This is a genomic window from Enterococcus sp. 2201sp1_2201st1_C11_2201SCRN_220225 (genome assembly GCF_040925905.1).
GTDB classification, from domain to species: Bacteria; Bacillota; Bacilli; order Lactobacillales; family Enterococcaceae; genus Enterococcus_C; species Enterococcus_C asini_A.
Genome location: NZ_JBCOJC010000064.1, coordinates 1 through 8,728 on the forward strand (window position 1 = coordinate 1; position 8,728 = coordinate 8,728).

An 8,728-nucleotide genomic window follows, 5' to 3' on the forward strand; every position below is an offset into this window, starting at 1 on the left:
GGATTAGGCAATGGCTTTCCAGTGGGGGCGATGTTTGGAAAAAAAGAGTTGGGGGCAGCTTTTGGCCCAGGGAGTCACGGGACGACATTTGGGGGCAATAAGCTTGCCATGGCAGTGGCCTTAGCAGTTACGGAAACGATGAAAGCACCTGGCTTTTTTGAGGAAGTACAGGAAACTAGCCGGTTGATGGAAAAGAAACTTGACGCAATTTCTTCTGGAAAAATTCAGGAGATTCGTGGATTGGGGCTGATGTGGGGCATTGAATTGACGAGTGCTGAGGTTCTGCATGAAACTATGAAAGCTTTGGAAGACCAAGGGCTATTGACCTTGCGTGCTGGTGAACGGGTCTTGCGCTTGTTGCCGGCTTTGACCATTACGCAAGAAGAAATGATTACCGGACTGGAAATGATTAAAGGAGTTTTAGCAGACTAAATTTGATGTTTATACAAAAAATAGTGGTAAAAATGTATAAAATAAACAAAAATATTTCGAAAGATTATAAATAATCATTGACAGACAAAAGAACGCTGTTTATAATTTGAAGTAATTTAAGGAAAGAAGGTTGGGTTATGAAGGCGGCAATTGTTGGTGTAACAGGATATACGGGGATTGAATTGTTACGCATTATCCAAGGACACCCCCAATTGGAGATTGGTACCGTTCATAGTTATTCCTTGCATAAACATTCAATTGAAGAGGAGTATCCCCATTTGCAAGCCTTGCTTCATTTACCGGTACATCCCTTTGATCCCGTAATGATTATGGCAGAAAATGATCTAGTCTTTTTTGCAACACCGGCTGGAGTGGCAAAAGAGTTGGCAACAGTGTTTATCACAGAAAACTTTCCCGTGATTGATTTGTCTGGGGATTTTCGTTTGAAAGATCCAGCGCTTTACACTCAGTGGTATGAAAAAGATGCAGCCGCTCCGGAATTATTAGCCAAAGCAACCTACGCTTTACCAGAATTTACTAGCCAAGAATTAGGAAATTTGATTTCTAATCCTGGATGTTATGCTACAGCGGCCTTATTAACTATAGCGCCCTTAGTCAAAGGTGGTTTAGTTGATTCTAGTAGTTTGATTTTAGACGGGAAATCAGGACTTTCAGGAGCAGGGAAAACTTTAGGAGAAAGTACTCACTACGTAAATGTGGATGAAAATATGAGCCTCTACAAGCTTAATCGGCATCAGCATATTCCAGAAATTCTGCAACAATTGCAGCAATGGGATGAAGAAATCACCAACATTCACTTTACTACTAGTTTGATTCCCGTGAAGCGAGGAATTTTCATGACAGCCTATGCTAAAGTGACCGATGGACTATCAGAGGTAGAAATTTATCAAGCTTATGAAAGGTGTTATCAAGAGCAACCCTTTGTTCGTTTGCAACCCATGGGGACATTGCCACAACTACGCCAAGTGACCGGCACAAATTTTTGTGATATTGGGCTAGGCTTAAATGCTGAAACAGGAATCGTTACTGTGGTGGGAGTTATTGATAATTTAATGAAAGGCGCCGCAGGACAAGCGATACAAAACTACAATCGGTGGGCCGGTATTGAAGAGACGAGTGGATTGTGGCATTTACCGCTATATCCATAAAAGGAGAGATGGGCATTGGAAAAAATCACAGGGGACATTGCTAGTCCTAAAGGGTTCCATGCAGATGGAATTCATTGTGGGCTGAAGAAGCGGAGAAAAGATATTGGCTGGATTTATTCTGATGTACCAGCTGTCATTGCAGGAGTTTTCACCACTAATTTGGTACAGGCGGCTCCGGTAACCTATACGAAATCAGTGGTGGCAAAAGGGCAGGCTCAGGCGGTTGTCGTGAATTCTGGTAATGCCAATGCTTGTACGGGTGCTCAAGGAGTAAAAGATACGGCAACTATGGCCCAACTTGCCGGGGCAGCACTGGCAATTAATCCGGATTTGGTAGCAGTTGCTTCTACGGGAGTAATCGGCAAAATCTTACCTATGGAAACGGTGGCGACAGGAATTTCTGAGTTAGGAGCGGGTGTAGGGAGTGATTTCCAACAAGCTATTTTAACCACGGATACTTGTGAAAAGTCTGTAGTGTATCAAGAAATAATCGCCGGAAAAACGGTGACCTTAGCTGGTTGTGGCAAAGGATCAGGTATGATTCATCCGAATATGGCTACGATGCTAGGTTTTGTGACTACAGATGTGGCTATAGAGCAGTCTCTTTTACAGCAGGTTTTGAGGGAATTAACGGAGACTACATTTAATCAAATTACGGTAGATGGAGACACTTCCACTAATGACATGGTATTGATTTTGGCGAATGGTCAAGCTGGAAATCCTGTGATTAAGGCAAATACTTTTGAATATCAGCAGTTTAAAAAAGTGTTGGAAAAAGTTCTGACTTTTTTGGCCAAAGCCATTGCAAAAGACGGAGAGGGAGCGACCAAGCTAATTGAAGTAATTACCACAGGAGCAAAAGATGATTTAGCTGCTCGCATGATCAGCAAAACAGTGGTAGGTTCGCCCTTAGTAAAAACAGCAATTTTTGGCAAAGATCCTAACTGGGGGCGCATTTTATGTGCCATCGGTTACAGTGGTGTAGAGTTAGAAGTTACAACTTTGAAAATTTCTATTGGAGAACATTGTGTTTTTGATCAGGGGACACCAGTTTTGTTTGATAAAGAAGCCATGGGGAGCTATTTAGAACAGCCGGAGTTAGTGATTCAAGTAAAATTAGCGGATGGTACCGGGAAAGGGCGCGCATGGGGATGTGATTTGACCTATGATTATGTGAAAATCAATGCGCTGTATCATACCTAGTTTAAAGGCAAAAGAAATGAGGGAGAACAATGGGTGTAATCGTGGTAAAAATGGGTGGGATTGCTTCTGATAATTTGGACCAAAGCTTTTTTAATCAAATTAAAAAATGGCAGGCCAATGGTAAACAAGTGGTAATCGTCCACGGTGGTGGTTACTATATTTCAGAAATGATGACACGTCTAGGTCAAAAAGTTCAAATTAAAAATGGTTTGCGAGTTACCGATAGCAGTGCACTAGACGTCACTCGCATGGTCTTATTGGGGCAAGTCCAACCATTGATTACCACGAAATTTTTATCAGAAGGGTTTCACGCCCTTGGATTAAGTGCTGGCAGTGATCAGCTCATCCAAGGAGTTTTCTTAAATGAAGCAGAGTTGGGATTTGTGGGAAAAGTGACGAATGTCAATCATCCGCTGCTCAAACTTCTATTGGAAAAAAATCACATTCCTATCATTGCACCATTAGGGATTACAGAAAGTGGGCAATGGCTCAATATTAATGCCGACGAGGTTGCGTGTAAAGTAGCCGCGGCGCTTCATGCCGAAGCTTTGTATCTCTTGACGGATGTGCCCGGTATTTGTCGAAAAGGGGAGTGGCTGACAGAAGTCGCTGCTCCAGAAGTGACAGAACTGATTCGTCAAAAGGTAATTACGGGGGGGATGTTACCCAAAGTCCACGGTGCGCAAAAAGCGCTTTTAGCTGGGGTGAAATCGGTGTGCATTAATAATTCGATTGTGACAAAAGGTACCCAACTCTTAACGAAGGAATGTGCTCAAGTAAAAGCATAAAAGTAGTAACTAACACTAGTGATTTTTGAGATTGACCAATTAGGGTCAGTCTCTTTTTTTAGGAAATAGTATAAAATCAATAAGGTACTTGAAAAATATTGATAAGGTACTTGACTAATTAGTAAGGCACCTGTATTATAATCTTTGTAAGGTACCTTGTTAATTATCAAAGGAGTGTTTGATATGGAAAATATCTTTGAAGATTTCATGCGATTTGAAAATTTATTACGTCGCTATCTCTTCTGGCAGAAAAAAGATCAAGGAGCTAACCCCCATCAAGGGCAAGGCCGCGTATTGATGCTTTTAAAAATGCAACCAGAAATTACTCAAAAACAACTGACCTACCTTTTGGATATGCGCCCTCAGTCTTTGGGAGAACTGCTGACTAAATTGGAAAAAAGCGGCTATATTACCCGTACTCCTTCCCAACAGGATCGTCGGGTGATGGTGGTAAAATTGACCGATGAAGGACGAGAAGTTGCCGCAAAAATGAACACTGAACCGAAAGAAACTATTTTTGATCAGCTAAATGAAGAAGAACAAAGGCAACTAAGTCAACTGTTGAATAAATTAAGTGATTGTATGGAAGAAAAATTACCCGAGGAAGCTTTAAAAGGTGGCCTTACAGATGAAAAGCGACGGAAAATCTTAAATGAGATACGTCGAGGGGGATTTGCTGGTGGCTTTAAAGGTGGCCCTGGTTTTCCGGATTTTCCTGATGGGACCCACAAAAATCGAGGACCACGCCATCACGATAACTTTTTCAATCACGATGAACCAAATTACTTTTGTTAAAAATTACGTTAGAAAGGAAGGTGATGCCTATGCTAGGACTACTACTATGGATTTTGGATTTAGTCAAAAACAGTTCTGAAGAAGCACTCCCTTATATAGAAGAATAAAGAGCTGCCCTGATTTGTCAGGGCAGTTTTGCATTTTCCTAAAAATCGAGCCATCAAGTTGAAAAATCTGACGTCAGACTGTATGATTCACTAATGAAACCAAAGGAGACGGAAAAGATGGAAGATTATTTAGTAAAAGCATTGGCTTATAATGGCTTAGTTCGAGCTTATGGAGTGGCGGCAACCCAGACAGTAGCAGAAGCGCAACGCCGTCATGATACATGGAATACCGCTTCAGCAGCTCTTGGTCGTTCTTTAGTGGGAGGTTTATTATTAGGAGCTACAGTTAAAGGCGATGACAAATTGACGATTAAAATTCAAGGGGATGGTCCTGTAGGGGCGATTGTCGTGGATGCCAATGGTCACGGACAGGTCAAAGGCTATTTGCAAAATCCCCATGTCAGCCTGCCTTTAAATGAAAAAGGCAAACTAGATGTAAAAGGTGCGGTGGGCAGCCAAGGAATGTTTACGGTGATTAAGGACTTAGGCTTAAAAGAGCCTTTTTCTGGTCAAACGCCAATTGTTTCGGGCGAACTAGGAGAAGATTTCACCTATTACTTGGCGATTTCTGAACAAATCCCTTCTGCCGTCGGGTTAAGTGTTTTAGTGGATACTGACGATAGTATTAAAGTAGCCGGTGGTTTTATGTTGCAAATTATGCCCGGGGCTGATGATACGATTATTGATGCCATTGAGCACAACTTGGCTAATACACCCCAAATCTCTACCTTATTAGATGAAGGGCAGACACCAGAAGAAATTTTGCAAAGTTTATTGCCAGATACAGAGTTGGAAATTTTAGAAAAAATGCCGGTGGCCTTTGCTTGTGATTGCTCTAAGGAAAAATTTGCTACTGCGATTATTACGTTAGGTGCAGAAGAAATTCAAGGTATGATTGATGAAGATCATGGTGCCGAAGCGGTTTGCAGTTTTTGTGGTGAAAAATATGAATACTCAGAAGCTGAATTAGTAGCCTTAAAAGAGGAGGCACAAGCCGCAAATGAATGATCAAAGTTGGCAAATTGGAAATGTAGTGATTCCTAACAGGGTAGTAGTTGCCCCCATGGCAGGGATTAGTAATGCGGCCTTTCGCGTTACGGTAAAAGAATTCGGAGCAGGCCTCGTTGTCTGTGAGATGATTAGCGATCAGGGGATTCATTTTCGTAATAAGAAAACTTTGGAGATGCTTTACATCGATGAACGAGAACATCCTTTAAGCGTACAAATTTTTGGTGCCAATAAAGACACCTTGGTGGAAGCAGCCCAATTTGTGCAAGAAAACACCAAAGCCGATATTATTGATATTAATATGGGTTGTCCCGTGCCTAAAGTCACCAAAGCAGATGCTGGGGCAAAATGGCTCTTGGATCCGGAGAAGATTTATGAAATGGTTCAAGCCGTTGCCAGCAGCGTGGATATTCCCGTAACGGTGAAGATGCGGATTGGCTGGGATTCTGAACATATTTTTGCGGTAGAAAATGCAATGGCTGCACAATCAGCAGGAACCGCAGCCATTGCCATGCACGGTCGAACTCGGGTGCAAATGTACACCGGCCAGGCTGATTGGGAAATCTTAAAAGAAGTCAAAAAACACTTAACCATTCCTTTTATGGGCAATGGCGATGTCCGTACCCCGGAAGATGCGAAACGAATGATTGATGAAGTAGGAGTCGATGGCGTGATGATTGGCCGGGCGGCACTGGGAAATCCGTGGATGATTCATCGCACGGAGCGCTACTTGACCACTGGTGAGTTGATTCCAGAACCTACACCCTTAGAAAAAATCGCCACGGCTAAAGTTCATTTGCAGCGCTTAGTGGATTTAAAAGGGGAATCTATCGGTTCTAGGGAGTTCCGCCAACATGCGGCTTATTACTTAAAAGGCGTTCCAAAAGCCAGCAAAGTCAAAAAAGCTATCAATGAAGCGGAAGGGCCAGCAGCGGTTGTAGCGATTTTAGATGATTTTGCCAATCGCACCGAAGCGAATCAACTAATGAGCACCCTTTCCTAAGAAGTCAAAAGATTCAAGCCGAAAAGGGAATTTCGGCTTGCTTTTTTGCGCTAATCTTGGCATTATAAGTAAGAATGGGCCTATTTTGAAGATTTTTCAAAAAGGCAGGGTCATAAGCTAACTAGGTGACCGCTAAGGGAAATTAAGAGGAGGAAAACGCGTGTCTGAAACACAAAATCAGCCAAAAGCAGAAGAATTAAACGATCAAATGTTGGTTCGTCGAGAAAAGATGGATAGCCTGCGTGAAGAAGGGATTGATCCTTTCGGCAAGCGTTTTGACCGTACTTATAATTCACAAGAACTTCACGAGAAATTTGATGAGCTAACTAAAGAAGAAATCAAGGAATTAGGCCTTGAAGCTAGTATTGCCGGTCGTATGATGACCAAACGGGGCAAAGGGAAAGTTGGGTTTGCCCATCTCCAAGATCGAGAAGGACAAGTTCAAATCTATGTCCGTAAAGATGCTGTGGGAGAAGAGAACTACCAAATCTTCAAAAAAGCTGATTTGGGAGATTTCCTAGGGGTTGAAGGGGAAATCATGAAGACGGATATGGGTGAAGTCAGTATTAAAGCGACAAAAGTGACCTTGCTTTCAAAAGCATTACGTCCTTTGCCAGATAAATACCATGGCTTAACGAATATTGAACAGCGCTACCGTCAACGCTACTTAGACTTAATCAGTAACAAAGAAAGCTTCGATCGTTTTGTAAAACGGAGCCGTATCATTTCTAGTATTCGCAACTACTTAGATGGCCAAGGTTACTTGGAAGTAGAAACTCCTGTCTTGCACAATCAAGCAGGTGGTGCTTCTGCTCGGCCATTTACGACTCACCACAACGCTTTGGATATGGAGTTGTATTTGCGAATCGCTTTAGAATTGCATTTGAAACGATTAATCGTAGGCGGCATGGAAAAAGTCTATGAAGTCAGCCGGGTTTTCCGTAATGAAGGAATTGACACTACCCATAATCCAGAATTCACCATGTTAGAAGTTTATACAGCTTACACTGACTATTTAGATGTGATGGATTTAACAGAAGGCATTATCCGCAATGCTGCAATTGCCGCAAACGGCACTGGAAAAATTGAATATGATGGTCAAAGCATTGATTTAGATGCCGATTTTGGGCGCTTGCACATGGTAGATGGGATTAAACAAGTGACGGGAGTAGATTTTTGGCAAGAGATGTCTCTAGAAGAAGCCCGAGCACTAGCCAAAGAACATCACGTAGAAATCAATAATTCTATGCAAATTGGCCAAATTATCAATGAATTTTTCGAAACTTTTGTAGAAGAAACTTTAATTGCACCAACTTTTGTGTATGGCCATCCAGTGGAAGTTTCTCCCTTGGCGAAGAAAAATGCCGAAGACCCACGCTTTACGGATCGTTTTGAACTATTCATTATAGGCAAAGAGTTTGCCAATGCCTTTACTGAGTTAAATGACCCAATTGATCAACGGGAACGTTTTGAAGAACAAGAACGGCAACGGGACGCGGGTGATGACGAAGCCCATGGCGTTGACGAAGATTTCTTGGAAGCTTTAGAATACGGTATGCCTCCAACCGGTGGGCTAGGAATTGGGATTGACCGTTTGGTAATGCTCTTAACAGATGCGCAATCCATTCGCGACGTTTTACTATTCCCAACTATGCGATAAGATAAAAAAGTAGTTGGCAAGTTTTAACTTGCCAACTATTTTTTTATCCAAATGAATCGAAAAATCAAAAAATCGCAGTGGATTTCTTATTTCGTCATTTTCTAAGCAAATAAAAAAGCAAGCGTAAGACCGTTTTCTAAAGATTGAATTAAATTGAAAAGGGTTAAAAACCGAAAGAAATCAACGCTGGAAAAAGTGGTGTTCGTCTTTGAAAAAAAGCGAAAAAAATTACAAAAAAACGTTGACCGAGGGCTTCGATGTTGGTATATTATTACTTGTCCGTTAGGGCGCTAAAGTGATACGGACTGAAGTTGAAAAAAACATTTAAAAACATGTTGACAACTTGTTCTTCTCTTGGTAAACTAACAGAGTTGCTGAAAAGCTTATGGCGTTGCGGTTTAAACGCAGGTTGCCAAAAAAACTTTTATAAAAACAGTTGACATTCGAAATGTCATCTGATATGATATAAAAGTTGCTGGAGCAACACAGTAGACCTTTGAAAACTGAACAAAAAGCAAAACAACCAATGTGTAGGGCGCTTTGATTTATCAAAGCAAACAACA

Annotated in this window: 8 protein-coding genes; all 8 read left to right on the forward strand. The window is 41.7% G+C overall.

From position 1 onward, the window contains the following. On the forward strand, window positions 1–432 hold a 432-nt coding region (locus tag AB5754_RS12330), incomplete at its 5' end, for an aminotransferase class III-fold pyridoxal phosphate-dependent enzyme (RefSeq protein WP_368259627.1). Window positions 433–569: 137 nt separating this feature from the next. Further along, window positions 570–1,601: an N-acetyl-gamma-glutamyl-phosphate reductase gene (gene argC, locus AB5754_RS12335; RefSeq protein ID WP_368251910.1), complete on the forward strand. Its 1,032-nt coding sequence runs from the start codon at window positions 570–572 to the stop codon at window positions 1,599–1,601. Window positions 1,602–1,616: 15 nt separating this feature from the next. Next, complete coding sequence (gene argJ / locus AB5754_RS12340; RefSeq protein ID WP_368251911.1) at window positions 1,617–2,804, forward strand: bifunctional glutamate N-acetyltransferase/amino-acid acetyltransferase ArgJ; 1,188 nt, start codon at window positions 1,617–1,619, stop codon at window positions 2,802–2,804. A 29-nt stretch (window positions 2,805–2,833) separates the two neighbouring features. Continuing rightward, window positions 2,834–3,592 carry an acetylglutamate kinase gene (argB, locus tag AB5754_RS12345; RefSeq protein ID WP_368251912.1) on the forward strand — a complete coding sequence of 253 codons (759 nt, stop codon included), beginning with the start codon at window positions 2,834–2,836 and terminating at the stop codon, window positions 3,590–3,592. Between the two features lie 183 nt (window positions 3,593–3,775). Continuing rightward, on the forward strand, window positions 3,776–4,387 hold the full coding sequence (locus AB5754_RS12350) for a MarR family winged helix-turn-helix transcriptional regulator (RefSeq protein ID WP_368251913.1): 612 nt from the start codon (window positions 3,776–3,778) through the stop codon (window positions 4,385–4,387). 224 nt (window positions 4,388–4,611) lie between these two features. Then, on the forward strand, window positions 4,612–5,502 hold the full coding sequence (gene hslO, locus AB5754_RS12355) for an Hsp33 family molecular chaperone HslO (RefSeq protein ID WP_368251914.1): 891 nt from the start codon (window positions 4,612–4,614) through the stop codon (window positions 5,500–5,502). Then, window positions 5,495–6,505, forward strand: a complete 1,011-nt coding sequence (gene dusB, locus AB5754_RS12360) for a tRNA dihydrouridine synthase DusB (protein WP_368251915.1) — start codon at window positions 5,495–5,497, stop codon at window positions 6,503–6,505. Before hslO ends, dusB begins: the two co-directional genes overlap by 8 nt. Before the next feature lie 160 nt (window positions 6,506–6,665). Further along, window positions 6,666–8,165: a lysine--tRNA ligase gene (lysS, locus tag AB5754_RS12365; RefSeq protein WP_368251916.1), complete on the forward strand. Its 1,500-nt coding sequence runs from the start codon at window positions 6,666–6,668 to the stop codon at window positions 8,163–8,165. The last annotated feature ends 563 nt before the right edge of the window (window positions 8,166–8,728 follow it).

Excerpts from the sequence above, each read along its gene's own strand:
- argC (WP_368251910.1), top strand. The coding sequence starts at position 570 with ATGAAGGCGGCAATTGTTGGTGTAACAGGATATACGGGGATTGAATTG.
- AB5754_RS12350 (WP_368251913.1), top strand. The coding sequence starts at position 3,776 with ATGGAAAATATCTTTGAAGATTTCATGCGATTTGAAAATTTATTACGT.
- dusB (WP_368251915.1), top strand. The coding sequence starts at position 5,495 with ATGAATGATCAAAGTTGGCAAATTGGAAATGTAGTGATTCCTAACAGG.
- hslO (WP_368251914.1), top strand. The coding sequence starts at position 4,612 with ATGGAAGATTATTTAGTAAAAGCATTGGCTTATAATGGCTTAGTTCGA.
- argB (WP_368251912.1), top strand. The coding sequence starts at position 2,834 with ATGGGTGTAATCGTGGTAAAAATGGGTGGGATTGCTTCTGATAATTTG.